General features: G+C 68.4%; 20 protein-coding genes and 2 pseudogenes. 6 read left to right on the forward strand and 16 right to left on the reverse strand.

Annotated features, from left to right (window positions below):
• Positions 1–34 precede the first annotated feature (34 nt).
• The 5 genes from ACZ7IB_RS38740 to ACZ7IB_RS38760 form a co-directional block, all read right to left on the reverse strand.
• Complete coding sequence (locus ACZ7IB_RS38740) at positions 35–559, reverse strand: hypothetical protein (protein WP_470919230.1); 525 nt, start codon at positions 557–559, stop codon at positions 35–37.
• On the reverse strand, positions 556–1,992 hold the full coding sequence (locus ACZ7IB_RS38745) for an ATP-binding protein (RefSeq protein ID WP_470919204.1): 1,437 nt from the start codon (positions 1,990–1,992) through the stop codon (positions 556–558). Before ACZ7IB_RS38745 ends, ACZ7IB_RS38740 begins: the two co-directional genes overlap by 4 nt.
• A complete protein-coding gene (locus ACZ7IB_RS38750) occupies positions 1,989–2,672 on the reverse strand; it encodes a response regulator (protein ID WP_470919206.1) in 684 nt (227 codons plus the stop codon). The genes ACZ7IB_RS38745 and ACZ7IB_RS38750 overlap by 4 nt, the downstream gene beginning before the upstream one ends.
• 66 nt (positions 2,673–2,738) lie before the next feature.
• Positions 2,739–4,403 (reverse strand): murein biosynthesis integral membrane protein MurJ, encoded by a 1,665-nt coding sequence (murJ, locus tag ACZ7IB_RS38755; protein ID WP_470919208.1) that lies wholly within the window; start codon positions 4,401–4,403, stop codon positions 2,739–2,741.
• Positions 4,400–5,566, reverse strand: coding sequence for a lipid II:glycine glycyltransferase FemX (locus tag ACZ7IB_RS38760; RefSeq protein ID WP_470919210.1), 1,167 nt, complete (start codon positions 5,564–5,566; stop codon positions 4,400–4,402). Before ACZ7IB_RS38760 ends, murJ begins: the two co-directional genes overlap by 4 nt.
• A gap of 225 nt (positions 5,567–5,791) precedes the next feature.
• Here ACZ7IB_RS38760 and ACZ7IB_RS38765 point away from each other — a divergent pair, with 225 nt between their 5' ends.
• The gene (locus ACZ7IB_RS38765; protein WP_470919211.1) at positions 5,792–7,015 is read left to right on the forward strand and encodes a L,D-transpeptidase; all 1,224 of its coding nucleotides are present in this window, start codon (positions 5,792–5,794) and stop codon (positions 7,013–7,015) included.
• Positions 7,016–7,152: 137 nt separating this feature from the next.
• On the forward strand, positions 7,153–8,748 hold the full coding sequence (locus tag ACZ7IB_RS38770; RefSeq protein ID WP_470919212.1) for a CocE/NonD family hydrolase: 1,596 nt from the start codon (positions 7,153–7,155) through the stop codon (positions 8,746–8,748).
• Between the two features lie 59 nt (positions 8,749–8,807).
• Here the strand turns inward: ACZ7IB_RS38770 and ACZ7IB_RS38775 are convergent, their stop codons facing one another.
• The 6 genes from ACZ7IB_RS38775 to ACZ7IB_RS38800 all read right to left on the reverse strand — a co-directional run bounded on the left by ACZ7IB_RS38775 (position 8,808) and on the right by ACZ7IB_RS38800 (position 13,125).
• Complete coding sequence (locus tag ACZ7IB_RS38775; RefSeq protein ID WP_470919213.1) at positions 8,808–9,680, reverse strand: amino acid ABC transporter permease; 873 nt, start codon at positions 9,678–9,680, stop codon at positions 8,808–8,810.
• Positions 9,677–10,321, reverse strand: a complete 645-nt coding sequence (locus ACZ7IB_RS38780; RefSeq protein WP_470919215.1) for an amino acid ABC transporter permease — start codon at positions 10,319–10,321, stop codon at positions 9,677–9,679. The genes ACZ7IB_RS38775 and ACZ7IB_RS38780 overlap by 4 nt, the downstream gene beginning before the upstream one ends.
• 17 nt (positions 10,322–10,338) lie before the next feature.
• A complete protein-coding gene (locus ACZ7IB_RS38785) occupies positions 10,339–11,250 on the reverse strand; it encodes a glutamate ABC transporter substrate-binding protein (protein WP_470919216.1) in 912 nt (303 codons plus the stop codon).
• A gap of 14 nt (positions 11,251–11,264) precedes the next feature.
• The gene (locus ACZ7IB_RS38790; RefSeq protein WP_470919232.1) at positions 11,265–12,008 is read right to left on the reverse strand and encodes an amino acid ABC transporter ATP-binding protein; all 744 of its coding nucleotides are present in this window, start codon (positions 12,006–12,008) and stop codon (positions 11,265–11,267) included.
• Between the two features lie 123 nt (positions 12,009–12,131).
• Positions 12,132–12,572 carry a DUF6278 family protein gene (locus ACZ7IB_RS38795; RefSeq protein ID WP_470919217.1) on the reverse strand — a complete coding sequence of 147 codons (441 nt, stop codon included), beginning with the start codon at positions 12,570–12,572 and terminating at the stop codon, positions 12,132–12,134.
• Between the two features lie 385 nt (positions 12,573–12,957).
• Positions 12,958–13,125, reverse strand: a complete 168-nt coding sequence (locus ACZ7IB_RS38800; protein WP_470919236.1) for a hypothetical protein — start codon at positions 13,123–13,125, stop codon at positions 12,958–12,960.
• Here ACZ7IB_RS38800 and ACZ7IB_RS38805 point away from each other — a divergent pair.
• Positions 13,090–13,251, forward strand: coding sequence for a helix-turn-helix domain-containing protein (locus ACZ7IB_RS38805; protein WP_470919233.1), 162 nt, complete (start codon positions 13,090–13,092; stop codon positions 13,249–13,251). The two genes, ACZ7IB_RS38800 and ACZ7IB_RS38805, sit on opposite strands and share 36 nt — an antisense overlap.
• A gap of 8 nt (positions 13,252–13,259) precedes the next feature.
• On the opposite strand, the pseudogene ACZ7IB_RS38810 reads toward ACZ7IB_RS38805, so the two are convergent.
• Positions 13,260–14,147 (reverse strand): annotated as a pseudogene (locus ACZ7IB_RS38810) (IS110 family transposase); the annotation flags it as partial.
• A 312-nt stretch (positions 14,148–14,459) separates the two neighbouring features.
• Between ACZ7IB_RS38810 and ACZ7IB_RS38815 the strand changes: the two are divergent.
• A complete protein-coding gene (locus ACZ7IB_RS38815) occupies positions 14,460–14,921 on the forward strand; it encodes a cupin domain-containing protein (protein ID WP_470919219.1) in 462 nt (153 codons plus the stop codon).
• Between the two features lie 609 nt (positions 14,922–15,530).
• Here ACZ7IB_RS38815 and ACZ7IB_RS38820 read toward each other — a convergent pair.
• Positions 15,531–16,579, reverse strand: a pseudogene (locus ACZ7IB_RS38820) (IS630 family transposase); the annotation flags it as partial.
• A 201-nt stretch (positions 16,580–16,780) separates the two neighbouring features.
• Between ACZ7IB_RS38820 and ACZ7IB_RS38825 the strand changes: the two are divergent.
• Both ACZ7IB_RS38825 and ACZ7IB_RS38830 read left to right on the forward strand, forming a co-directional pair.
• Positions 16,781–17,995, forward strand: a complete 1,215-nt coding sequence (locus tag ACZ7IB_RS38825) for a beta-ketoacyl-[acyl-carrier-protein] synthase family protein (RefSeq protein ID WP_470919221.1) — start codon at positions 16,781–16,783, stop codon at positions 17,993–17,995.
• A gap of 617 nt (positions 17,996–18,612) precedes the next feature.
• The gene (locus ACZ7IB_RS38830; RefSeq protein WP_470919223.1) at positions 18,613–19,791 is read left to right on the forward strand and encodes a Cmx/CmrA family chloramphenicol efflux MFS transporter; all 1,179 of its coding nucleotides are present in this window, start codon (positions 18,613–18,615) and stop codon (positions 19,789–19,791) included.
• Positions 19,792–19,925: 134 nt separating this feature from the next.
• On the opposite strand, the gene ACZ7IB_RS38835 is transcribed toward ACZ7IB_RS38830, so the two are convergent.
• The 3 genes from ACZ7IB_RS38835 to pcaDC are packed head-to-tail and all read right to left on the reverse strand — an operon-like array spanning position 19,926 to position 22,718.
• The gene (locus ACZ7IB_RS38835; protein ID WP_470919225.1) at positions 19,926–20,705 is read right to left on the reverse strand and encodes an exodeoxyribonuclease III; all 780 of its coding nucleotides are present in this window, start codon (positions 20,703–20,705) and stop codon (positions 19,926–19,928) included.
• Between the two features lie 48 nt (positions 20,706–20,753).
• Entirely contained in the window at positions 20,754–21,410 is a 657-nt protein-coding gene (locus ACZ7IB_RS38840) for an MBL fold metallo-hydrolase (protein ID WP_470919227.1), read from the reverse strand.
• A 12-nt stretch (positions 21,411–21,422) separates the two neighbouring features.
• On the reverse strand, positions 21,423–22,718 hold the full coding sequence (pcaDC, locus tag ACZ7IB_RS38845; protein ID WP_470919235.1) for a bifunctional 3-oxoadipate enol-lactonase/4-carboxymuconolactone decarboxylase PcaDC: 1,296 nt from the start codon (positions 22,716–22,718) through the stop codon (positions 21,423–21,425).
• Positions 22,719–22,736 lie beyond the last annotated feature (18 nt).

Here is a 22,736-nt window from a genome sequence, read left to right on the forward strand (position 1 = left end):
CCGAGCCTCTGTCGCGGAGGCAGGAAGGCGACAGTTAGACGGAGCAGCGCGCCGGCCCGATGACACCGTCGGTTCCGGTCACCTTCACCGCCGCTTTCCGGTCCGCGGTGCGGGCCTGCGCGGCCGTGCAGATCAGCTGCTGCCGGGCGACCTCGGAGAGTTCCGTGACGGTGGTGTTCACCCGGACCAACACTCCGTCCGGCTCCAGGGTCAGACTCAGCATGGCTCGAATGTGCGGAAGTTCGGTACGCAGGCCCGCCTCGGCCTCGGCCTGGGTGGGGCCGTCGAAGAGCATGGCGACCGCCTTGTCCGAGCCACGCCACACGTGCCCTGTGCCCGAGGAATCTCCTTCCGGCGTCAGTTCGACCGCCCTGACGACGGGCATCAGCCGGTTCGCGGACGACGAGGACACGAAGTAGAGCAGGGTGCCCTGGCTCCCCGGCGCCACATCCACGGTCGCCGGATCGCCGACCTCGACGACATCCGTCGCCTGTATCCCGCACCCGTTCGCCAGCAGCACGAGAGGCAGCAGGGCGCCGAAGGCGCTTACGCGTCTCACTGCCCCTCCTGCGGTAGTTCCACGGTCAGGACCGCGCCGCCCGCGGGCCCGTTGGCCGCGCGCACGGTGCCGCCGTGCAGCCGTACGTTCTCCTGGGTGATCGCCAGGCCGAGTCCGCTGCCCGCCGACCGGGTGCGGGCCGCGTCGGCCTTGTAGAACCGGTCGAAGATATGCGGCAGCACGGCGGGGTCGATACCCGGCCCGTTGTCCGCGACTTCGGTCACCAGCCAGTGGGCCGCGCCCCGCCTGTCGGTCCGCAGCCGTACGGTGACGGGCTGCGCACCGTGCCGCAGGGCGTTGCCGACCAGGTTGGCGACGACGATGTCGAAGCGGCGCGGATCGAGCATCGCCCGTATCCCGTCCGGCAGTTCGGTGCGGACCCGGTCCTCCCAGTGCCTGCCCTGCAGGGTCTTGCGGATCGTCTCGGCGACGTCGACCTCGTCGAGGTGAAGATCCGCTGCCTTCGCGTCGAAGCGGGAGATCTCCATCAGATCCTCCACGAGGGTGGCGAGCTTCCCGGTCTCGGCGCTGATCAGCCGGACGGCCGCCGCGGTGTCGGCGTTCAGCTGGGCGGCGTCCTCGTCGAGCACCTCGGTGACGGCGAGCATCCCGGCGAGCGGGGTGCGCAGCTCGTGCGAGACGTCCGAGGCGAAGCGTCTGGCCCGCGCCTCAGCCCGCTGTAGCTCCTCCACCGACTCCTGGAGCTTTGTCGACGACTCGTTGAACGTCCGGGCGAGTTCGGCGAGTTCGTCGGAGCCCTTGACCTCGATACGGGTGTCGAGCTCGCCCCGGCCGATGCCGGCGGCGGCCCGCCGCAGATCGCGTACCGGGCGCAGCACGCTGCGGGCGGCGAGCAGGGCGGGCACCAGCGCGATCAGGAGGGCGGGCAGGGCGCCGTCGCGGGCCGCGGTGACCATGGCGTTGACATTGGCCTCCTCGGTGGAGAGCCGCATCACGGCGTAGAGGACGAGCCCGGTGGGCTGGCGTCCGTCGCCCCGGTCGAAGGCTGCGGGCATTCCGATGGTCAGCCAGGGTTCGCCGTTCTTGACGACCCGTTGGAAGGAGCCGTGCGCATTTCCACGGGTGGCGTTGCGCAGTGCGGGCGTGATCACGCCGGAGGTGGGCTGGTTCGAGGACGAGACCCGGATCTTGCCGTACTCGGCGAAGACGATCCAGGGGTGCGGCTTGCCCTCCCCGGCGAGGGTCTGGCAGGTCCGCCGCAGCTGCTCCGCATCCGCCGGAAGGGTCACCGCCTGTTCGGCGATCCGGTCGCGGAACTGGGCGACGGCCGTGTCCTGCGCCTGTTGGAGGATGGCGGAGCGGGCCTCCCGGTAGGTCAGGGTCGCGGTGGTGACGACACTGATCGCCGCGACCAGGAGGAAGGCGCCTATGAGACGGGTCCGCAGTCCGAACCGCGCGGCGAAGAGCTTCATGCGAGCGGTCCGAAGCGGTAGCCGAAACCGCGGACGGTCTGGATGTAGCGCGGGCTGCCCGCCACGTCCTCGATCTTCTGCCTCAGTCGCCGCACACAGGCGTCGACCAGGCGCGCGTCTCCGTGGTAACTGTGCTCCCAGACGTATTCGAGGAGTTGCTGCCTGCTGAAGACCTGCTCGGGCGAGGCCGAGAGGTGGAGCAGCAGCTTCAGTTCCGAGGGAGCGAGCAGGATGCGCTGCCCCGCCTTGGCGACGGAGAGCCCGGCGCGGTCGACGGCCAGTTCGCCGTGGAATTCGATGCCGCCGCGCCCCGCGGGTTCGGCGAGCCTGCGCAGTACGGCGCGGATCCTGGCCTCTATCACTTCGGTACGGGCGGGCTTGACGATGTAGTCGTCGGCGCCGGCCTCCAGCCCGACGACCACGTCGAAGTCGTCACCGCGCGCCGTGAGCATGATGATCGGCAGCTGGCTGGTCTCCCGTATCAGGCGGCAGACCTGGACCCCGTTCATTCCGGGGAGCATCAGGTCGAGGAGCACCAGATCGGGGCGGAAATCGCCCAGCGCGGCGAGCCCCTCCTCACCTGTTTCGACGGCCCGCAGCTCATGACCGCGCCGCCGCAGCCCCAGCTCGACCCCTTCCCGTACGGAGGGGTCGTCTTCGATCAGCAACACGCGAGGCATGGCAGCAGTATCCCAGCGATCAAGGAATGGATTCGAACCGGTGTGACCGGAATGTGCGCCGGGGGCTCACGCCCGCCGCAGCCGCCCCCGGCCCGCCGCGATCACGGCACTGACCTCCCGCAGCCGCAGCGGCCGTGCCAGCAGCGCCACCGTGAGCAGAAGCACGACAGCGCCCGCCCCCACCGCGGCGAAGTCCCCCGACCCCTCGCAGGCGCGAGCGGCCAGGTATCCCAGCAGCCCGGCGGGCACACACGCCACCACCAGCCGGAGCTGCGCCCACAGCCCGGGCGAACGCATCAGTGAGGGCCGGGCGGCATCGCTGCCGGAAACCCTGCGGTGCAGTACATACGCGGTGACGCCGAATCCCGCGAACAGCGCCACCGAGTACGCCCCGGCCATCCCGGTCACGGCCCAGCGGACCGGCAGCAGCAGATACGCGGCAATCGAGAGCCCGGCGTTGAGCGCCGCGATCACCAGATTGAGGAGAAACGGGGTGCGGGTGTCACTCATCGCGTAGAACGCGCGGGAGAGCACGTACTGCCCGGAGTAGGCGATCAGCCCCGGCGCGAACGCCATCATCATCCCCGCCATCACGGCGATGTCCGCGTCGCCGGTGCGCCCGTATCCGTACACGGCCCCCATCACCCACGGTGCCAGCGCGAACAGCAGGGCGACCGCGGGGACCACGACCGCGGCCGAGGTGCGCAGGGCGTACGAGACATCGCGCCGGACACCCGTCAGGTCGTTGTCGGCCGCCGCCCGGCTCATCCGGGGCATCAGCGCGGTGACGAGCGAAACGGTCACGATGCCGTGCGGCACCACCCACAGCTGAAAGGCGTAGCTGTACGCGGTGTAGCCGACGCCGCCCGGCACATGCTGTTCCACGGCGTGCTGACCGGTGGCGGTGGAGAGCCGGGTGACCACCCAGTAGGCGATCTGGTTGGTAGCCACGAGCATGACGAGCCAGCCGGCCGCGCGCAGCGGCCGGGTGAGTCCACTGCCCCGCCAGTCGAACCGCGGCCGCCAGCGGAACTTCGCGGCGCGCAGCGCGGGCACCAGGGCGAGCGTCTGCACCGCGATCCCGGCGGTCGTCCCCCAGCCGAGCCACTGGGCCTGTGCCGGGGTCAACGTACCGTCGGAGCCTGCCGCGACGGCCAGATAGATCCCGAACACCGCAATGACCACCACGTTGTTGAGGACCGGGGTCCACATCATCGCGCCGAACCGGTCGCGGGCGTTGAGCACTTGCCCGAGGAGGGTGAACAGTCCGTAGAAGAGGATCTGTGGCAGGCAGTAGCGGGCCAGGGCGATGGTGAGATCGGCCTGTTCGCCGTGGTAGTCGGGGGCGTAGACCGAGACGATCCACGGGGCGCCGACGACCGTGAGCGCGGTGAGGGCGAGGAGCCCGATCGTGCAGATGGTGAGCAGCCGGTCGGTGTACGCGGCGCCGCCGTCGGCATGGTTCCTGGCGGCCCGCACCAGTTCGGGGACGAAGACGGCGTTGAGCGCGCCGCCGATGAGCAGTGTGTAGAGGATGTTGGGCACGGTGTTGGCGACGGTGTACCCGTCCGCCTGGAGTCCGGTGCCGAGCGCGGCGACGACGACCGCCGAGCGTACGAAGCCGGTCGCCCGGGAGACGATGGAGCCGGACGCCATGACGGCGCCGCTGCGCAGTACAGAGCCGGACTTGCGCTCTGCGGCCTTCGCGGAGGCCGCCTCGGTGGCCGTCATCGGCGCGCCAGGTACGCCTGGAACGCCCGGTACAGGGTGTTGTTGGCAGCTCCGCCCACCGATGTCTCCCACTCTCCGAGGGTCTCGACGACCTGGCCTCCGGTGCCGAGCTTCCAACGGAGCAGCCCGAAGGGGCGGTCGTCGGGGTCAAGGGTGGAGGGTACCCCGCGCATGTCGTGCGCATCGGCACCGAGTGCGTGGGCGTCGAGCATCATCTTCCACTGCAGCGCGTTGCTGGGGCGGACCTCGCGGCGGTGGTCGGCGGAGGCGCCGGTCTGGTACCAGACGCGCCGACCGGTGCTGATCATGGTGTGGGCGGCCAGGATCTCGCCCTGGTGGACGGCGAGGTAGAGCTTCATCCGGCCGGGGTGTTCGGCGTTGAGTGCGGCGTACTGCTGCTGGTAGTACGCGAGGGAGCGGCCGAGCCGGAAGCCGTCGCGCTCCTCGGTGATCCTCAGCAGGCGGTGGAATTCCGGCAGTTCGGCCGCGCCACCGATGACGATCCGCACTCCGGCCTTCTGGGCCTTGCGGACATTGCGGCGCCACTCCTGGTTGAGCCCTGACCAGAGCTCGTCGGGGGTCCGTCCGGCGAGCGGCACCTGGAAGACGTAGCGGGGCTGTGCGTCGGCGTCCTCGCCCGCGTCGCCGCCACATCGGCGCCAGCCGCGGGCCCGGAGCCGTTCGGCGACGGCCGTGCCCAACGGGTCGACCTCGGTCGCGAGTACGTCGCCGACCTTCCTGCCGGGTCCGGTGGCGGCTTTGAGACGGGCGGTGTCCCAGCGGCGGTACGCGGGTGAGGGGCCGATCCGTACGGCGAAGGCGCCGGCCTTCCGAAGGTGTGTCATGAGCGGCCGCAGCCAGCGGTCGATGTCGGGGTCGGCCCAGTCGGCCACCGGGCCCTCGGGCAGATAGGCGAAGTATTTGCGGGTTCCCGGGAATTGCCGGTAGAGCACCAGCGCGGCCCCGGTCAGTTCACCCAAGTCGCCGTGCCAGCCGACCATTTCGGAGGTCCATTGGTCCTTCACTCCGGCCCAGGACGGATACTGCAGAAAGCTTGCCTCCATGCGGGCGGACACGAAGGCCCGGTGCTCGGCGGCGGTCAGGCCACGTATCCGCGGTTCCTGTTCATGGCTGCGGTCTCCGGTCGCGAGCAGCGCTGACATGTTCGTGGCCCTCCCTGATCCGCCCCGCTGTCGGCTCCGCGGGGCTGCACAGGATGCTCACAGCGGTCCGTGACGGAGCCGAGCGGCGAATGTGACCGGACGATGACCGTTGCGCTGCGGTACATGTCACACATGGGATTTCCCGGCTTTCAGCCGATTTGTGGAACCTATCGTCGGGTGAATACCTCTCCACCGACGAGAAGCAATGCCTTGGAGGTTTTTCCGTTGTTCTCTGCACGCCGGCGCGTACGCCGTGCCGCCCCGCCCGTCCGCCCGGTCCGGCTCACCCTGATCGCCGGTACCGCGGTGCTCGGCGCCACGCTCACCGCCTGTTCCGGCGGCGCCGCGTCGGACTCGGGCAAGGGATCGGGGCACGCGGCCGGGAACGCGACAGCGCACGACACCAAGATCTCGGTGAACCTCCAGGGCGGCGGGGCCACCCCCGGTCAGCCGGTGAAGGTGACCCTCGACGCCGGAAAGCTGAAGACGGTCACGGTGAGCGCGGCCGAGGGGGACGCGCTCACCGGCCTGATATCCGCCGACGGCAGGACCTGGACGTCGGACCGGGTGGCCGCGCCCGGCACCACGTACAGCGTCGAGGCGAAGGACACCGAGGGCGGCAGTGACAAGGCCGGGTTCACCACCGCCGAGGCCGACAAGGTCAACAAGCTGACGCTGGCCCCCGGCAAGAACACCACGGTCGGCATCGCGCAGCCGCTGTCGGTCGTCTTCGACCACCCGGTGAAGGACAGGGCGGCAGTCGAGAAGGCACTGAAGGTCTCCACCTCGAACAACACCGAGGGCTCCTGGGGCTGGCTGCAGGACTACTCCGGCAAGGACCGCGTCGACTGGCGACCCAAGGGGTACTGGAAGTCCGGTACGAAGGTCACGCTCGACGCCGATCTCAACGGCATCGACTCGGGCCCGTCCGGCGGCTGGTTCGTCCGCGACTACAGGACCACCTTCACCATCGGCGCCGACCAGGCGGTCAAGGTCGACCTCGACCGCCACCGGCTGGCGCTGAAGCGGGACGGAAAGACCGTCATGGACGTGCCCATGTCGGCCGGCACCCCGGGCGGCGAGAAGGCGTCCTGGCGCGGCACGGCCGTGCTGATGGCCAAGGAGGGCACGATCAACATGCGCTCCGAGACAGTCGGCCTGGGCGATGCCTACGACAAGATGGTCGACTCGTCGATGCGGCTGACCTGGTCGGGGATGTACGCGCACGCCGCGCCGTGGAACGCCGCCTACTTCGGGGTGGCCAACCACAGTTCGGGCTGTGTCGGGATGAGCGACGCCAACGCCGCTTCGCTGTACCAGCAGGTGCGGGTCGGCGACCCGTTCGAGATCACCGGCGCGGACGCCAAGGGCACGGTCGCGGAGGGAAATGGGTACGGGGCATGGAATGTGACATGGCCCGACTGGCAGGCGAAGAGCGCGCTGCAGTGAGCCGCACAGCCGCGCCACACTGCTGACACCACATCCAACAATCGTTACCCTCACGTAACTTACCGGCGAGTTACCTCAAGTAAGGAGCCAGGGTTACCGTCGGGTCACTTTGCATCGACACGTGTGAGGAGTGACCCGTGGCACGCCTGTACCCGGCCCTGCGCACCGCCGCTTCCCTCGGAACAGTCACCGTCCTGATCGCCGGAGCCGCCCTCGGCGCGGCCTCGGCCGCCGCCGCCCGGCCCGCCGCCGCAGCCGTGGCGGCGGCCGCGCCGAGCCTGAAGTTCTACGACATCCCCGGCTCCGGCGGGATCACACTCAAGGGCAATGTGTTCACGCCCGCCGGTACGGAGCCCGGCGACAAGCACCCGCTGATCGTGCTGCCCACGAGCTGGGGCCTGCCGCAGGTCGAGTACCTTGCCCAGGCCCAGCAGCTCGCCGACTCCGGCTATGTGGTGGTCAGTTACACCTCACGGGGCTTCTGGCTCTCCGGCGGCAGGATCGAGGTCGCGGGCCCGCCCGACCTCGCGGACGCCTCCTCGGTCATCGACTGGGCCCTCGCCAACACCTCGTCCGACCCGGACCGCATCGGCATGGGCGGGGTCTCCTACGGCGCGGGCATCAGCCTCCTCGCCGCCGGGCACGACAAACGGATCAAAGCCGTGGTCGCTCTCAGCGGCTGGGCCGATCTCATCGGCTCCATCTACAGCGGCCGCACCCAGCACCTCCAGGCCGCCGCCCTCCTCGGCGGCATGGGCCTGCTCACCGGCCGCCCGAGCGACGAACTGAACCAGACGCTCACCGACTTCCTCGGCTCCGACCTCGCCAAGGAACAGGACATGATCGCCTGGGGGAAGAAGCGCTCCCCCGCCACCTACCTCGACGAGATCAACGCCAACGGCGCCGCCATCATGATGGGCAACGCCTGGGGCGACACGATCTTCCCGCCCAACCAGTACGCCTCGTTCTACGACAAGCTCAGCGGCCCCAAGCGCCTGGAGTTCCGCCCCGGCGACCACGCCACCGCAGAGGCCACCGGACTGCTCGGCCTGCCCAATGACACCTGGACCGACGCCCACCGCTGGTTCGACCGCTACCTCAAGGGCGAGCGCAACGGCATCGACCAGGAACTGCCGGTCCAGCTCAAGTCCCGCAACGACGGCGGCTACGAGGGCTATCCGGACTGGAAGTCGGTCGGCGCAGCCAAGGAGCGGATCTCGCTCGGCGGCACGCAGAAGATCTACGCGAACGCCGACTCGGGAGCGAACGGCGGCATCACCATGCTGTCCAACGCCCTCGACCAGTTCGTGAAGCTGCCGCCGCTGGCCTCGATCCCGCTGCTGCCCCGTACGTTCGCAGGCGTCTGGCAGTCCGAGAAGTATCCGTCGGAGCAGCACATCCGGGGCACGGCCAGGCTCCACACCACACTGACCAGCAACAAGGAGAGCGGCACCTTCGCCGCGTATCTCTACGACGAAGGGCCGCTCGGCCTCGGCAAGCTGGTCAGCAACGCCCCCTATACCTTCCACGGGCAGACGCCGGACCGGCCGTTCCCCGTGGACCTGGAGCTGTTCTCCACCGCCTACGACGTCCCGGCCGGTCACCGACTCACCCTGGTGATCGACACCGTCGACCCGCTGTACATCGAGCACAACCCGGCCGGCGCGCAGCTGACCTTCTCCTCGCCCCAGGCGGACCCGTCGTACGTGTCCGTTCCCTTGCGCGAGAAGTGATCACCGGCTGCTGCCGGGCGGGCACTGCTCCTCGGGGACCGCTTCGCAGCGGGTCCCGGCTACTGCACTCCCGGCAGCAGCGTTCCTGGTTCGGCCGGTGCGACCTCCACGGCCTTCGTCTTCGGATTGCGCCGCTCCTTCTTGGCCACCCAGGTCGCGAACCAGGAGAGCAGCATGCACATCCCGATGTAGATCGGCGAGATCACCATCACCACGGGGATGAAGGGAAGATCGTAGTCGAGGTTGGAGGCGATGAGCTTGCCCGCGTGGAGGAACTCCTCGTAGGTGATCAGATAGCCGAGTGAGGTGTCCTTGAGCGCCACCACCAGTTGGCTGATGATCGTGGGCAGCATGGCGCGCACCGCCTGCGGGGCCAGTACGAACGTGGTGACCTGCGTCTTGCGCATCCCCAGGGCGTACGCGGCCTCGCGCTGGCCGCGCTCAACCGAGTTGATTCCGGTGCGGAACACCTCGGCGAGCACCGAGCCGTTGTACAGGGTCAGACCGGTGACCAGCGCGGGCAGCGGCTGCACCTTCAGCGCCACGAAGATGAAGAAGATCATCACCAGTACGGGCATGGCCCGGAAGAACTCGACGAGAAGCGTCGAGACCCGTCGCACGACCCGGTGGTCGGAGAGCCGGCCGACGGCGAGCACCGCCCCGAGCACGAGGGAGAGCACGGCGGCGTACGCGAACGCCTTGAGGGTGTTGCCCAGTCCGCGCAGCAGCAGCTCCTGAATGCCCTTGTACTCGAAGGGCGTCCATTTGGCGCTGGTGAACTGTTCGGTGTCGAAGAGCAGATAGATGACCCAGCCGACCAGGGCGAGGATCAGGACCGTCGAGACGATCCCGTACAAGCGGTGGCGTTTACGGGTCACCGGGCCCGGGATGTCGTAGAGCGCGGTGGGGGACGGCGTGGTGTGGGTGGTCATCGGGCGACTCCCCAGCGCTTCTCCAGCACATTGAAGAGCGCACTGATGGACAGGGTGATGATCAGGTAGCCGACGGCGATCCAGACGAAGGTCCAGATGATGCTGTAACCCAGCTCGTTGAGGGTCTTGTAGGTGCCGAGCAGCTCGGTGACGCTGAAGGCCCCGGCGATCGCCGAGTTCTTGGCGAGGGCGATCAGCGTCGAGCCGATCGGCGGGATCACCGAACGGAACGCCTGCGGCAGCACGATGTTGTTCAGCGTCTGGCCGAACGTCATACCGAGGCTGCGGGCCGCCTCGCCCTGCCCCGTCGGCACGGTGTTGATACCGGAGCGCAGCACCTCGCAGATGAACGCGGAGGTGTAGCAGCCGAGCGCGAGGACCGCGAAGACCTTGAAGGGAAGCACCAGGCCGAAGCGCGGCAGTCCGAGCAGGACGGCGAAGAAGAGCAGCGTCAGCGGAGTGTTGCGCAGCACCGTCACCCAGACCGTGCCGAGCACCCGGAGCGAGCCGACGGGAGCCACCCGGCAGGAGGCCATGAAGAAGCCGAGTAGCAGGGCCAGGATCGAGGAGTAGACGGTCAGCTCGACCGTGCCGAGGAAGCCCTTGCCGTAGAACGAGAAATTCTGCGTGAGTACGTCCATGGTCGATGCCCGCCCTCTCAGGTCGCCGGGTAGCGGTCGATGGGCGGCGGAGTCGGCGCGGGCACCCCGGACAGACCGAGCGTGGCCTCGAACGCCCTCTTCCAGTTGCCGTTCTTCTCGTTCGCCTCCAGGGCGTCGTTGAGGGCGAACCGCAGCGCGTTGTCGCTGCGCGGGACGCCGATGCCGTACGGCTCCTCGGAGAACGGCTTGCCCACCACCTTCAGCTCCTTGGGCGCCTTGGCGGCGAAGCCCAGCAGGATCGCGTCGTCGGTGGTGACGGCGTCGACCTGGTACGTCAGCAGGTTGTCGACGCAGATCGAGTACGTGTCGTAGGCGACCAGGATCGCCTTCGGGTAGTCGGCGGCGATGCGCTGGTACGGGGTCGATCCGGCCGCCGAGCAGACCGTCCTGCCGGCCAGGTCCTGAGGGCCGTTGATGTCGTGTTCGTCGGTGCGGACGAGCAGCGACTGCCCGGCCATGAAGTAGGGCCCGGCGAAGCCGACGAGCTTCTTGCGCATGGCGTTGATGGTGTAGGTGCCGACGTAGTAGTCGATCTGGCCGTTCTGAAGCGCCGTCTCGCGGTTGGCGGAGGCGATGGTCTTGAAGCGGATCGTCTTCGGGTCGAAGCCGAGTGAGGCCGACATCATCTTGGCGATCTCGATGTCGAAGCCGGAGTAGACGCCGGTGGCCGGGTCCTTCTCGCCCAGGTAGGGCTGGTCCTCCTTGGCCCCGACCCGGAGGTATCCGCGCTTCTTCGCCTTCTTCCAGGTCGGTGATTCGGGCAGCCGGAAGCTGGTGTCGACCTTGTACACGGGCAGCTGCTCGGGCTTCGGGCCCTTCACCGGCGGGCTACCCTCCTTGCCGCAACCGGCGGCGAGCACGGCCAGCAGGAGACCGGCGCAGGCGGCCAGAACTCTTCTCGTACGCAACACGGAGCTCCCCGTCAGTGCTTGAGGATCTTGGACAGGAAGTCCTTGGCGCGGTCACTCTCGGGAGCGGTGAAGAACGCCTCGGGAGTGCGGTCCTCGACGACGCGGCCGTCGGCCATGAAGACCACGCGGTTGGCGGCTGAGCGGGCGAAGCCCATCTCGTGCGTGACGACGACCATGGTCATGCCGTCCCGGGCGAGCTGCTGCATGACCTCCAGCACCTCGTTGATCATCTCCGGGTCGAGTGCCGAGGTGGGCTCGTCGAAGAGCAGTGCCTTGGGGTCCATGGCGAGGGCGCGCGCGATGGCCACCCGCTGCTGCTGGCCGCCGGAGAGCTGGGCGGGGAACTTCTCTGCCTGCGAGGCGAGTCCGACCCGCTCCAGCAGTTCCCGGGAACGCCGGTCGGCGTCGTCCTTCTTCCGCTTGCGGACCTTGAGCTGGGCGAGCGACACATTGGCGAGCACGGTCTTGTGCGCGAACAGGTTGAACGACTGGAAGACCATGCCCACTTCGGCCCGGAGCTGGGCCAGCCCCTTCCCCTCCTCGGGAAGAGGTCTGCCGTCGATCGCGATGTGACCCGACTCGATCGTCTCCAGCCGGTTGATGGTCCGGCAGAGCGTTGATTTACCGGAGCCGGAGGGGCCGATGACCACCACCACCTCCCCGCGGCCGACGGTGAGATTGATGTCCCGCAATACGTGCAACTGCCCGTAGAACTTGTTGACGTCCCGCAGCTCGATCAACGGATCGACGGCCATACGCTGCCCCACCCACTTGTCGCTATGTCGAGGTCAGCGCAAACTATCCAGCGCGAAAAGGGGCTTCACCTCCGACACGCACAAATGGGGCATAAGGCATCCTATCTAGTTTTAGTGAAAGTCCTACCCCTCGGCCGACTCCGAGTACACCTGCGAGAGCTCGGGACTGCCCGCCATCGCCCAGTCCAGCCCGGCCTCGACCACATCGATCTCCCGCCCCGAGGTGAGCCGCACCACGGGCTGTCCGCTCGGCCAGATATTCCAGACCGCACCGGGGACGTTGCGCACCAGAACCGTGCCCAGGTACAGCCCCGCGTCGTTGCCCAGCCAGGGCAGCTCCTCGGGATCGTCGCGCCAGCGCGGCGGCAACTGGTCGAGAGCCGCCAACGAGGCCGGACTGTCATCGAGTTCGAGTCCCCGCTGCCCCGCCCGGACGCGCAGCAGCTCGCACTCGGCAAGGAGCTCGGCCACGCCCTCAGGATCAGCCGCGACGGCGGCCGCGAGCCCCGCCCCTCGCGTACCGTCGTGACGCTTACGCCAGTTGTCCAAGAAGGGGATGTTCATGATCGGTTCCCCTTTGGTGCGTTGCCGCTGAATACGGACCTGACCTGGGCGGCATCACACACAGGCGGCGTCGAGTAGCCAGCTCCAGTTAGTGTCAGTTCGCTCACGTTCACCATGATCATCTCCCACTCGGCTCCCACCGCGTCAACTTAGCGAAGTGCGAACATCAGCCCACCATGACACAAAACCGGCCCTGGGTCGCTGCACCTTGGGGGGTGTGGATGGCGGCCCGAGACCGGCAATGTGACCAACGACGGAAATCGTCTCTCGTTGGTCACCTATTCGAGTGAACGAACGTTCGAATCTACGCCAGTACTGGTAACTCTTCGGCATATACCAGGAGGCCGCAGGGCGGTTTCAGCCCGCCTTGCAGCGAATACGGCAATCATTCGTGATCAAAAAATACCGGAATAGCCGCTGACGTATGAACTTGCAGGTCACAACGCTTGTCGAGTGCCTGCCGCCCTGGATCCTCGAACACTGCCGCACCCTCGGCGACCGCATCCGCGACCGGCGCATGCTTCAAAACCTCACCCAGGAGCAGCTCGCCCATCGGACTGGCATCTCCCGCGACACGATCCAGCGCATCGAAGGCGGCAGGTCCGACGCGCGAATCAGCCACCTGTGGCGCATCGCCGCAGCCCTCGACACCACAGTCGCCGCGCTCCTCGGCGAGTAGCAGCCCGCGGGAGTGCCGAAGGCGCTCATTTCGCCGCCGGTGGCGGCCAGGAACTCGGCACCGAGGATGACGCCCAGTCCGGGCAGGCTGGTGATCACTTCGAAGGTGTGGTGGTCGCGGAACCGGACCGCTATGAGCTTGTCGAGCTCCGCGACCTGCTGGCTGAGGGCCATCACTTCCTTCGCCGGCGTGTGGACCATCTGGGCGGTCAGCTTCTCCCCGGGCAGACTGGTGTGCTGCCGGTGGGCGGCCTGCACAGCTGTCTCGGCGAGCTGATCAGCCCTGCGGACCTTGCGGTTGCGGAGCCAGGTCTCCAGCCGTTTTCTGCCGATCCGGCGGAGGGCGGCCGGAGTCTGGTGGCTGGTCAGCAGAGTGAGGGGGCCGGTGTTGGTGAGGTCCAGCTCACGCTCCAGGACGGGAACGATGCCTGTGAGCTGACTGCGGAGGCGATTGACTGTGCGGGTGCGGTCGGAGACCAGGTCCATGCGGCGGCCGGTCAGGATCTTGAGATCGGTTACGGTCTTGTCGATGGCGCGTAAGGGGTGCAGGTCGCGGCGGATGCGGACCTGGCCGGCGATGACGGCGGCGTCCTTGGCGTCGGTCTTGCCTTCGCCGCGGTAGCTCTCGGAGGCGCGGCGGATGGCCCGGCCGGAGATGTAGTGCACCGACTGTTCATGGTTGAGGAGTATCGCGATGGCCAGGGCGGCTCCGCCGTCGGCCAGATCGATGCCCCAGGTGACCTCGTCGCCCAGGGCCAGAACGTCGGCTGGGAGTTCGAGCAGTTCGGGTTCGTCGTTGGCGACGCGTCGCGACAGCAGCCGACGGCCGCTCTCGTCGATCGCGACGCAGTGATGGTGGGTCTTGCCTGCGTCGATGCCGGCCCAGATCGCGGCCATGGCGCCTCCGTGCGGTGTGCTGATGCCTCCCGACGGACGACCTCGCTGTCGATTCCCTACGTAGCGATCGTTCGCAATCCCTAATTGACAGACGAGTCGTCGTGGGGCGTCGGGCAGCCAATCGATGGAAGCCACAAGCGGCAGAAGTGCGAAGGGCTCGCCCAGTCCCGTGGAAGAACGCAGGGAAGTCTGATCGGATTCCCATATGCCGGAAGCGTGCACTTTGCCGGAACAGCAAGAGTAATTGCCCGCTTCAGTACGGGAGTTGCAGTCTGGTTCCGGCCAAGGCAATCGAATCCGAAAGGCTGCACAATGACTCCCCATGAAGGCGCCGGGCCCGCACCGGACTCTGGTGACCGCGCGCCGATCAACAACCGCGTCCACCACGTGGCATCTGGTGAACTGGACGGTTACGCCGCCATCAGCGGAGGCACGGTCGGCTCGAAGAAGCTCTGGATGGGTCTGGTGGAGAACCCGCCGCTGAGCTCGACGGACAACCACCATCACGGCGATTCGGAGGCTGGTATCTACGTGGTCAGTGGTCACCCCGTGTTCATCTACCACGACGGCACACAGGAGGTACGGCTCGCCGCCAACCCGGGCGATTTCTTCCTCGTCCCCCCGTTCGTCCCGCACCGAGAGGAGAACCCCGACCCGAATGAGCCCGCAGTCGTCGTGATCGCTCGGACCACCCAAGAGCCGATCAAGGTCTCCGTGCCCGCGCTGTATCAGCTCAAAGAGACAGACACGCAGTCGAGCCAGTCGACGTCGTAGGGATCGAATCGACGAGGTCACCCCTGGTTGGCAATGATCAAGCTCCGACCGGACGGGACACCCACTGTTTTGCGTGATCGAAAAATGACCGTGCAGGTCAGCGCCCCGAGAACGAGCTGGCGAGACGGTGGCCCGACGGCTCCGTGCTCCAGAACCGACTCCGCGGGCGGGCTGGGAGCGGGTGCCGGTTCGCCGCATGCGGTCTCCGCGCAGGGGTAGCTCGACCGTCCCGGCCTGGGCGGTCAATCGATGGCACGAACCGAGCAGTGGTCAAAGTTCAGTGGCACACGATCAAAAGTCCGGTGGCACAGGACACCGTCGGCCACGATGGTCAGGGCGACTCCCGATCCAATTGGCCCGTAATATCGAACACGTGAACGACTTGCCGCCCGGCCTGCCCCGCCTTCGCACCCTGGAAACGTGGCTCGCCATGTTCCCTCGACCGGGTCCGGCAGCAGATCGCCGCCGTCGAGCAGCAGGAACGAGCGCAGCAGCGGGGCAAGGAGCAGCAAGTCGAGGAACCGCGGGACCGGGAGCAGCCGAGCGAGAAGCCGCGCCGTCAGCCCACCCCGGACTGGGGCATCGTCGACGTCGGTGTCGGCCCCTGTTGGTCAGGCCGGTCTCGGCGAGGCAGCCGTCTATGAGGTGGCTGCGGTACTGGATGTGCCGTAGGCCGCGTCGGATGCGCTGGACGAGGTGTTCGGGGGTGCTGAAGGCGACGTTGGAGAGCCATCCGCGTCGAAGGGACCAGATCCTTTCGACGGGGTTGAGGTCGGGTGCGCAGGGTGGCAGGTAGTAGATGGTCAGCCAGTCCCGGGATGCGGCGAACTCCCGCAGGCCTGCGGCTTTGTGGACGTTGAGGTTGTCCCAGATGGGCACGATCGGGCCGCCGAGCTGCTGATGTGCGGCGATCAGCAGGTCCCGGTAGTCGCGCCAGGAGAAGCTCTTGCGTCCGTCGCGCCGGTCGTCGTCCGGGCGCGGCCGGTAGATCAGCTGGGACCGGTGGACAGGCTTGTAGCGGGTCAGCGCGGCAATGGACACCCGTCGGCGAGACCGGCCGCGGACCCGCACCACCGAGGTCCGGCCGCGCTGTGAACAGGCCTTCGCCTGCGGCGGCGTCATGGAGAATCCGGCTTCGTCCTCGAAGACGAGCCAGGCCCCACGGGCCGCCGCGAGCCTTCCGCGCACGGCCACACCTCCTTGCCCCACCCGGCCACCGCCTCGTCGCCCCGCTCCACGGCTCGTCGGGCAGGCACCTGGCAGGACCAGCCGTTGCGCACCAGCAGCTTGCGCACGCCCTGAATCGTGTAGGCCAGGTGGAAACGCCGCCCGATCACCGTCTTGACCCGCGCCGGCGTCCACCGCTGGTCCTCCCAGCCGTGCGCGGCCGGCCCCTTGGCCAGCTCCGCCTCCAGCTGCGCGAACTGTGCCTCGCTCAGCCTCGGCAGCGACACCGGCCCCCGCGACCGCAGAGCCCGCGGACCGCCCTCGTTCCACGTCCGCCGCCACCGCTGCACCGACCGGACACTGACCCGCAGGTCCTTTGCAATCACCGCACTCGCCTCACCCAGGGCGAACCGATCCGCAGCCTGGAGCCGCAACGCCTCGCGGAACTCCTGCCGGTCGGCGGACAACCCGCCCCCTTGTGGATACCTCACGCCCCGGTGATACCCCAGCAGGTGACCAGCCGTCAGCTTCTACGACACCACGAGTTCAACCTCGTTAATTGTTGGAATAGGACAATCTCTCGCTTTCGAATCGATCGACTCCTATCCCGATTTCCCTTCTGAACACTGACATGATCCCCATGAGGGCAAGTCAGGCACTATGTAGCATCTAAACAATTCAAGGAGGCTTGCATGACCCCCAACGGTCGTGTGCTGGTGACGGGCGTCGGCGCGATGACGCCACTGGGAGCCGATGCGCCGTCGTCGTGGTCGGGGCTGCTGGACGGTAAGTCGGGGGTGCGTTTCCTGGAGGAGGAGTGGGCCGCGGACCTGCCCGTGCACGTTGCGGCCGGGCTCACGGTGGACCCTGCCTCCCTGCTTCCGAGGGCCGAGGCCAGGAAGCTGGACCGCGGTGAGCAGGTCGCCATCCTCAGTGCGCGCGAAGCTTGGCAGGACGCCGGTGCTCCGCAGGTCGAGCCGGAACGATTCGCCGTCGTCATTGGTACTGGGACCGGTGGTGTCCTCACCACGCTGGGGCAGGACGACGTTTTCGAACGCGCCGGGATTCGCCGGCTGTCGCCGTTCGCGGTCCCCATGCTGATGCCCAACGGGCCGGCTGCTTGGGTGAGCATGGACCTGGGCGCGAAGGGAGGCGCCAGGACTCCGGTGAGTGCCTGTGCGTCCGGGGCAGAGGCCCTTGCCCTGGGGCAGGATCTGATCCGCAGCGGGCGGGCCGACGTGGTCGTCGCAGGTGGGGTGGAGGCATGCCTGCACCCCTTCACCATCGCGGCATTCGCCCAGATGAAGGCCTTGTCGACGCAGTCCGTGGACCCAGAGACCGTGTCCCGCCCGTTCGACGTCAAGCGGTCCGGGTTCGTTATGGGCGAGGGCGCGGGGATGATGGTGCTCGAACGCGCCGAGTTCGCCCGGGCCCGTGGAGCACGTGCCTACGGCACGCTGGCCGGCACTGCCGTGAGTTCGAGCGCGAGCCACATCACGGCCTCCGACGCGAAAGGCCAGGCCTTCGCCATGGAACTGGCACTGCGCGACGCCGGCATGGCCCCGGCGGACATCGGGGTCGTGCACGCCCACGCCACCTCGACGGAGTCCGGTGACCTGGCGGAGGCCGAGGCGATCGGCCGAGTGATCGGCAGCCACGCTGCGGTGACGGCGACGAAGTCGATGACAGGTCACATGATGGGCGCGTCCGGAACGGTTGGCGCCATGGCAGCTCTGTTCGCGCTCAAGGACGGCACGGTGCCGGCCACGCGCAACCTCGACGAACTCGACCCGCGCATGGAACTGGACGTGGTGCGCGGTGAGCGGCGCACCGGTCAGTGGTCTGCTGCGCTGGCCAACTCGTTCGGGTTCGGCGGACACAACGTCAGTCTCGTCTTCACGAAGTGACGACGAGACCTTGACCGCCACGCTGGGCGGCATGGGCCCCTCAGGCCCGGTTGCCGCCCACTCGTGATGTCGTGTCGTTGCTCAGGCCGGCCTGACCATCAGGCCGGTCACGACATCACGAGTTCAACCTCAGTAATGAGACCGATTGATGAACTGCCGCCAACGCCACCGATCAGTGACGCACGCAACGCACGCCAGAGCCCGGCCCATCGGAAGTGGACCGGGCTCCGGCGTGCGCGACGACTAGTAAGGGGTGGCAGCGAGGATATCCGAGCTGGTAGCTTCGCGATCATGTCCAGCCCCGAGTCCGACAGAGACTAGCCACCGGTCCACCGGTGGCTGATCCGCTGTCGAGTTGATCCCGTACGGCCGAGTACCGGTCGTGGGTTCACTGTCGCCGAGTTGCCGCCGCAGGACCACCGCCGTGTGGGCTGCGCTTTCCCGTATGCGCTCGTGACGCACTCGTGCGCAGATTCTCCGGCTCCGGCGCCTGCCGAGTTGTCGAGTCCCGTCCTTGAACACCCCGGACGTTCTTCCGTGTTGCCGCTCGTCATGACGGGCGGGCGCGGCCCACACCCCTGCCTGGTCCATCCATCAGCCGTCCATGGGGTTTCTTCATGCCATTTGCTGTCTACGCCCTCGGGCTCGCCGTCTTCGCCCAGGGCACATCCGAGTTCATGCTGTCCGGTCTGGTCTCGGACATCGCCGCCGACCTCCACGTATCCATTCCGGCCGCGGGGCTGCTCACCTCGGCCTTCGCGATCGGCATGGTCGTCGGGGCGCCGTTGATGGCGCTCTTCAGCCGGAACTGGCCGCGCCGCCGTGCCCTGTTGTTCTTCCTCTGTGTCTTCAGCGCCGTCCATGTCATCGGCGCACTCACCCCCAGCTATGGGGTGCTTCTCGCGACGCGGGTCGTCGGTGCGCTGGCGAATGCCGGTTTCTGGGCCGTGGCCCTGGTGACGGCGGTTTCCATGGTCGGACCCGGGGCCCGGGCGCGCGCCACGTCCGTGGTGGTCGGGGGCGTCACCATCGCCTGTGTGGCCGGGGTGCCCGCCGGTGCCGCGCTGGGCGGGCACTGGGGGTGGCGGTCGGCGTTCTGGGCCGTGGCCCTCGTCTCCGTGCCGGCCGTCGTCGTGATCGCCAGGACGATTCCGGGGGCACGGCCGGAGTCCACCCCCGCACCCGCACGCGACGAACTGAGGGCCCTGGCCCGTCCGCGGCTGTTGCTGACCCTGCTGACGAGCGCCCTCGTGCAAGGGGCGACGTTCTGCGCGTTCTCCTACTTCGAGCCGCTCGCCACCCATGTCACCGGACTCGGTGCCGCCTGGGTGCCCGCCCTGCTCGCACTGTTCGGCCTGGGCTCGTTCGTCGGGGTCACCGTCGCCGGCCGGATCATCGACACCCGGCCGGTCGCCCTCACCACGGCCGGTCTGTTCTCGCTCGCCGTCGGCTGGACCGGGTTCGCGCTGACCGCGCAAAGCCCGTTGGCGACGGTCGCGCTCGTCTTCGTCCAGGGCATGCTTGCGTTCGGCACCGGGACGGCGCTGATCTCGTGGGTGTTCCTGCTGGCGGCCGACGCACCGACCCTGTCCGGCTCGTTCGCCACGTCGGCGTTCAATGTGGGCGGCGCGCTCGGCCCCTGGTTCGGCGGGCTCGCGATCGACGCGGGGTTCGGCTTCCGTTCACCGCTGTGGGTGAGCGCACTTCTGATGGTCCTGGCGCTGGGCACCGCCGGGGCGTCACTGGGGATGCACCGGGCCGCCGACCGAAGTCGCGACGGAGTTCCTGCGGTCTGACCGGCCATGAAGAAGCCCCGCCCGGCGCTGAACGGGCGGGGCTGTCCTGGTCACAGCAAGCAGCCAGCAAGCGGGATAAGGACATCGACCACCGTATCGGCGACCACTGACAACGACGGCCGACGGCCGAGGCGTCAGAGGTCGAGGTCCACGACCACCGGGGCGTGGTCGGACGCGCCCTTGCCCTTGCGCTCCTCGCGGTCCACGTAGCTGTCCTTGACCGCCGCGGCGAAGGGCGCGTTGCCGTAGACGAGGTCGATCCGCATGCCCTTGTTCTTCGGGAAGCGCAGCTCCCGGTAGTCCCAGAAGGTGTAGGGGCGGTCGTACTTGAGCGGGCGCGGCATGACGTCGGAGAGGCCCTCCTGGCGCAGAGCGGCGAGGGCGGCGCGCTCGGCCGGAGTGACGTGGGTCGCGCCCTCGAACAGCGCCGGATCCCAGACGTCCTCGTCGGTCGGGGCCACATTGAAGTCGCCCAGGACCGCGAAGGGCTGCGAGCCGGCGGCGTCTGCGGCGACGGCCTTCTGCAGGGCCTCGAACCAGCGCAGCTTGTACGCGTAATGCGCGTGCTCGATCTCGCGGCCGTTGGGCACGTACACCGACCAGACACGGACCGGGCCACAGGTCGCCGAGATCGCCCGGGGCTCCTGCACCCCCTCGTATTCGGGACCCTCGGGCAGTCCCTGGACGACGTCGGACAGGCCGGCCCGGGAGACCAGCGCGACCCCGTTCCACCGGCCGGTGGCGTTGACCGCGGACTCGTAGCCGAGCTCGCGGAGCTCGTCCGCCGGGAACTGCTCGGCTGTGCACTTGGTCTCCTGGATGCACAGCACATCCGTGCCGGTGCTCTCCAGCCAGGCCAGCAGCCGCGGGAGCCGGGCGGTGATCGAATTGACGTTCCACGTGGCGATGCGCATGTACGTAAACCTAGCGGCTCCCACTGACAGTCGCCGGACCGGCGGCGGTCACAGGCCGGTCGAATCCCCGGGGGTCAGCCGGCCGTGGTCGGTGCCGCCGAGGCTACCGATCTGGGTGTCGTAGATCGGGCGGGCGAGATCGGTGAGCAGCGCGTCGTGGATGTCGATGGCGCGGCGCGGTTTGACCTCGCGTACGTAGTCGATGACCTCGGAGATCTTGTTCCAGGGGGCCATCACCGGGAGCATCAGGGTGTCGACCGGCTGGTCGGGGACGGTGAGCGCGTCGCCCGGGTGGAAGAGCGAGCCGTCCACCAGGAAGCCGATGTTGGTGATCCGCGGAATGTCCGGGTGGATCACCGCGTGCAGCTCGCCGTGCACCTGTACGTCGAAGCCCGCCGCGGAGAAGGTGTCGCCGTGGCCGACGGTGTGGACCCGGCCGGGGAAGGCCGCCGAGAGCTGGTCGGCGACGCTGCGAAGGGTCCAGATCTCGGCGGCCGGATTGGCCTCCATACCGGCGCGCAGCCGCCCCTCGTCGAAATGGTCGAGGTGCTCGTGCGTCACCAGCATCGCCTCGGCGCCGACGGCGGCGTCCTGCTCCGAGAAGCCGCCCGGGTCGATGACGAGCGTCCGCCCGTCCTTGTCCAGACGGATGCAGGAGTGCGTCTTCTTGGTCAGTGTGAGGTGCATGGGGTTCACGGTGTCCATGGCCTCATCCTGCTACGGGCGGGGCGTCGTTTCTTCCTGAATCACGGTCTGGGCGATCGAGAAGGCGGCGCTCGCGGCCGGTACGCCGCAGTACACGGCGGTCTGCATCAGCACCTCCTTGATCTCGGCCGGGGTGAGGCCGTTGCGCAGCGCGGCCCTGACATGGGCAGCCAGGCTCTCCAGATGGCCGGAGGTGACCAGCGCGGTGAGCGTGACACAGCTGCGGGTGCGGCGGTCCAGGCCCTCCCTGGTCCAGACCTCGCCCCAGGCGTAGCGCGTGACCAGCTCCTGGAAGTCGTCGGTGAAATCGCAGGAGGCGGCCATGGTCCGGTCCACGTGGGCGTCGCCCAGCACCTCGCGGCGCACCTTCATGCCGGGCTCGTACGGGTCGGCACGTCCGGTGGTCCCGGTCTCGGGCTGCGGTGTGGCTGCGGTGATCTCCGCGACGGGCAGCACCGGGGTGGACAGCTGCGGGGCGAAGGGCGGGACGGGGATGGCGGCGAGGGTGTCCTGCCAGGCCGTGGAGAAGTGGGTGAGGAGCAGATCGGTGACGGCTCCGGGCTGCTCGACCGGGGCGAGGTGGGAGGCGCCGGGGACGAGGGCGAGCCGGGCGTCCGGTATGCCCGCGACCAGAGTGCGGGCGTCGCCCGGTCCGGTGACCCGGTCCTCGGCGCCGACCAGTACGAGGGTCGGAACGGTGATGCGGCCGAGTTCGCCACGGATGTCGAAGGCGGCGAGGGCTTCGCAGGCGGCGATGTAACAGCCGGGGTCGGTGGTGCGGACCATCTGGACGGCCCACTCGACGATGGCCGGCTGGGCGGCGGCGAAGGCCGGGGTGAACCAGCGCTCCGGTGCGGTGCGGGCCATCGGCTCCAAGCCGTTGGTGCGGACGACCACCCCGCGCTGGCGGAACTCGTCGGCGCTGCCGAACCGGGGCGAGGCGGCGACCAGTGCCAGCGAGGCGACCCGGTGCGGGTGGCGCAGCGCGAGGTCGGCGCCGATCGCGCCGCCGATGGAGCAGCCCGCGTACCCGAAGCGCTGGACGCCGAGCCCGTCGAGAGTGGCGAGCAGCCGGTCGGAGAGTTCGGTGACGGCGGTCGCGGGGTGGGCGGGGGCGCCGCCGTGGCCGGGGAGGTCGAAGCGGAAGACTCTCCAGTGCTGGGTGAGCTCCGGTATCTGCCGGTCCCACATGTGCCATGTAGCACCGAGGAAGGTCCCCATGACGAGGACCGGGGCCTCTTCCGGCCCGTCAAAGCGGTATTGCAGGGTTTCGACGTTCTTCTCACTCACCCCCTCACGCTCCCACATCTCACATTCTCTTCGTGA

This window comes from Streptomyces sp. NPDC037301, from assembly GCF_055602785.1.

Excerpts from the sequence above, each read along its gene's own strand:
- ACZ7IB_RS38840 (WP_470919227.1), bottom strand. The coding sequence starts at position 21,410 with ATGGACACCGTGAACCCCATGCACCTCACACTGACCAAGAAGACGCAC.
- ACZ7IB_RS38745 (WP_470919204.1), bottom strand. The coding sequence starts at position 1,992 with ATGAAGCTCTTCGCCGCGCGGTTCGGACTGCGGACCCGTCTCATAGGC.
- ACZ7IB_RS38805 (WP_470919233.1), top strand. The coding sequence starts at position 13,090 with ATGCTTCAAAACCTCACCCAGGAGCAGCTCGCCCATCGGACTGGCATC.
- ACZ7IB_RS38775 (WP_470919213.1), bottom strand. The coding sequence starts at position 9,680 with ATGACCACCCACACCACGCCGTCCCCCACCGCGCTCTACGACATCCCG.
- ACZ7IB_RS38815 (WP_470919219.1), top strand. The coding sequence starts at position 14,460 with ATGACTCCCCATGAAGGCGCCGGGCCCGCACCGGACTCTGGTGACCGC.
- ACZ7IB_RS38795 (WP_470919217.1), bottom strand. The coding sequence starts at position 12,572 with ATGAACATCCCCTTCTTGGACAACTGGCGTAAGCGTCACGACGGTACG.
- ACZ7IB_RS38750 (WP_470919206.1), bottom strand. The coding sequence starts at position 2,672 with ATGCCTCGCGTGTTGCTGATCGAAGACGACCCCTCCGTACGGGAAGGG.
- murJ (WP_470919208.1), bottom strand. The coding sequence starts at position 4,403 with ATGACGGCCACCGAGGCGGCCTCCGCGAAGGCCGCAGAGCGCAAGTCC.
- ACZ7IB_RS38830 (WP_470919223.1), top strand. The coding sequence starts at position 18,613 with ATGCCATTTGCTGTCTACGCCCTCGGGCTCGCCGTCTTCGCCCAGGGC.
- ACZ7IB_RS38835 (WP_470919225.1), bottom strand. The coding sequence starts at position 20,705 with ATGCGCATCGCCACGTGGAACGTCAATTCGATCACCGCCCGGCTCCCG.
- pcaDC (WP_470919235.1), bottom strand. The coding sequence starts at position 22,718 with ATGTGGGAGCGTGAGGGGGTGAGTGAGAAGAACGTCGAAACCCTGCAA.
- ACZ7IB_RS38825 (WP_470919221.1), top strand. The coding sequence starts at position 16,781 with ATGACCCCCAACGGTCGTGTGCTGGTGACGGGCGTCGGCGCGATGACG.
- ACZ7IB_RS38780 (WP_470919215.1), bottom strand. The coding sequence starts at position 10,321 with ATGGACGTACTCACGCAGAATTTCTCGTTCTACGGCAAGGGCTTCCTC.
- ACZ7IB_RS38760 (WP_470919210.1), bottom strand. The coding sequence starts at position 5,566 with ATGTCAGCGCTGCTCGCGACCGGAGACCGCAGCCATGAACAGGAACCG.
- ACZ7IB_RS38790 (WP_470919232.1), bottom strand. The coding sequence starts at position 12,008 with ATGGCCGTCGATCCGTTGATCGAGCTGCGGGACGTCAACAAGTTCTAC.
- ACZ7IB_RS38800 (WP_470919236.1), bottom strand. The coding sequence starts at position 13,125 with ATGGGCGAGCTGCTCCTGGGTGAGGTTTTGAAGCATGCGCCGGTCGCG.